The 2,919-nt window shown below is 51.1% G+C and carries 1 rRNA gene; it reads left to right on the top strand.

The features are described 5' to 3' along the window. The first annotated feature begins 7 nt into the window (after positions 1–7). A 23S ribosomal RNA gene (locus tag BXY41_RS26510) occupies positions 8–2,899 on the top strand. Positions 2,900–2,919 lie beyond the last annotated feature (20 nt).

Here is a 2,919-nt window from a genome sequence, read left to right as displayed (position 1 = left end):
TCGTATTGGTTAAGCTAGAAAGAGCACAAGGTGGATGCCTTGGCACTAAGAGCCGATGAAAGACGTGATAAGCTGCGAAAAGCTTCGGGGAGGAGCAAATATCCTTTGATCCGGAGATATCTGAATGGGGAAACCCAGCTGAGCAAACCTCAGTTGTCGTATGGTGAATCCATAGCCATACGTCGGGAACCCGGGGAACTGAAACATCTAAGTACCCGGAGGAAAAGAAAGAAAACTCGATTTCCAAAGTAGCGGCGAGCGAAATGGAAAGAGCCTAAACCAGCGTGCGTGCATGCTGGGGTTACGGACTGCAATAAGTGAGACGATTTGTTACCAGAACGGTCCTGGAAAGACCGGCCATAGAAAGTGAAAGCCTTGTATGGGAAAGCAATAGTCAGCGAGCAGGATCCAAAGTACCACGAGACACGAGAAACCTTGTGGGAATTCGGGGGGACCACCCCCCAAGGCTAAATACTACTTAGTGACCGATAGCGCATAGTACTGTGAAGGAAAGGTGAAAAGGACCCCGGGAGGGGAGTGAAAGAGAACCTGAAACCTTGTGTTTACAAGCTGTGGAACCACATTTTAAGTGGAACCGCGTACTTTTTGTAGAACGGTCCGGCGAGTTACCGTTACTGGCAAGGTTAAGCACTGAATGTGCGGAGCCGAAGGGAAACCAAGTCTTAATAGGGCGTTAAGTCAGTAAAGGTAGACCCGAAACCGGGTGATCTACCCATGTCCAGGTTGAAGCTGCCGTAAAAGGCGGTGGAGGACCGAACGCACATCCGTTGAAAAGGGTGGCGATGAGGTGTGGGTAGGGGAGAAATTCCAATCGAACCCGGAGATAGCTGGTTCTCCTCGAAATAGCTTTAGGGCTAGCCTCGTATTAGTCTGCCGGAGGTAGAGCACTGAATTTCCTAGGGGGCGTCAAAGCTTACCAAAGAATATCAAACTCCGAATGCCGGTCAGATGATGTACGGGAGTCAGACTGCACGAGATAAGTTGGGCAGTCAAAAGGGAAAGAGCCCAGACCACCAGCTAAGGTCCCAAAGTGCGTGTTAAGTGGAAAAGGATGTGAGATTTCAGAGACAACTAGGATGTTGGCTTAGAAGCAGCCACACATTCAAAGAGTGCGTAATAGCTCACTAGTCGAGAGGTCTTGCGCCGAAAATGTCCGGGGCTAAAACACGACACCGAAGCTGTGGAATGTATCGCAAGATACATTGGTAGAGGAGCATTCTTAATGCGCAGAAGCATTACCGTAAGGAGGTGTGGAGCGTTAAGAAGAGAGAATGCCGGAATGAGTAGCGAGATGAAGGTGAGAATCCTTCAGGCCGAATATCTAAGGTTTCCAGAGTAAAGCTGATCTGCTCTGGGTAAGTCGGGACCTAAGGCGAGGTCGAAAGACGTAGTCGATGGACAACAGGTTGAAATTCCTGTACCGCATATTATCAGAACTGTGGGGACACAGAACCGAGAGAGAACCCGGGAATGAAAAGACCGGGGCAAGCATTGGACTGGCTAAGATGGAAAATCCGCTTAGCAACAGGAAGGTGTGACGCGTACCGAACAAAAGTAGGGAAGTCTCTGTAGGGGCTGTCAAGAAAAGCCGCTATTGTGTAATATGTGCCCGTACCGTAAACCGACACAGGTGGATGAGGAGAGAATCCTAAGGCCGGCGGGAGAAGCATTGTTAAGGAACTCGGCAAAATGACCCCGTAACTTCGGGATAAGGGGTGCCTGAGAAATCAGGCCGCAGAGAATAGGCTCAAGCAACTGTTTAGCAAAAACACAGGTCTATGCAAAACCGAAAGGTGAGGTATATGGGCTGACGCCTGCCCGGTGCTGGAAGGTTACGAGGAGGGGTTAGCGGCAACGCGAAGCTCTGAATTTAAGCCCCAGTAAACGGCGGCCGTAACTATAACGGTCCTAAGGTAGCGAAATTCCTTGTCGGGTAAGTTCCGACCCGCACGAAAGGCGTAATGATTTGAGCGCTGTCTCGACAATGCACCCGGTGAAATTGAAATACCAGTGAAGATGCTGGTTACCTGCGCCAGGACGGAAAGACCCCATGGAGCTTTACTCCAGCTTGATACTGGGATTCGGTGCTGCATGTACAGGATAGGTGGGAGGCAATGAAGATAGGACGCCAGTCTTATCAGAGCCGATGTTGGGATACCACCCTTGCGGTATTGGATTTCTAACCTGCAGCCATAACCTGGCTGGGGGACAATGTCAGGCGGGGAGTTTGACTGGGGCGGTCGCCTCCGAAAGAGTATCGGAGGCGCTCAAAGGTTCCCTCAGAATGGTCGGAAACCATTCGAAGAGTGCAAAGGCATAAGGGAGCTTGACTGCGACACCGACGGGTGGAGCAGGTAGGAAACTAGGACTTAGTGATCCGGTGGTATAAAGTGGGATTGCCATCGCTCAACGGATAAAAGCTACCCTGGGGATAACAGGCTTATCACTCCCAAGAGTTCACATCGACGGAGTGGTTTGGCACCTCGATGTCGGCTCATCGCATCCTGGGGCTGTAGTAGGTCCCAAGGGTTGGGCTGTTCGCCCATTAAAGCGGTACGCGAGCTGGGTTCAGAACGTCGTGAGACAGTTCGGTCCCTATCCGGCGTGGGCGTAGGATATTTGAGAGGAGCTGTCCTTAGTACGAGAGGACCGGGATGGACTGACCTCTGGTGTATCTGTTGGTGATCAACACCATGGCAGAGTAGCCAAGTCGGGAAGGGATAAACGCTGAAGGCATCTAAGCGTGAAGCCCCCCTCAAGATGAGATATCCCATCGCAAGAGTAAGACCCCTTGAAGACGACGAGGTAGATAGGGCAGAGGTGGAAGCATGGTAACATGTGCAGCTGACTGTCACTAATAGGTCGAGGGCTTAACCAGGTTGGTTTAGGTAAGAGGAA

This window comes from Lacrimispora xylanisolvens, assembly GCF_002934545.1.
Lineage (GTDB): Bacteria > Bacillota > Clostridia > Lachnospirales > Lachnospiraceae > Lacrimispora > Lacrimispora xylanisolvens.
This window is presented reverse-complemented; position numbering and strand designations above follow the sequence as displayed.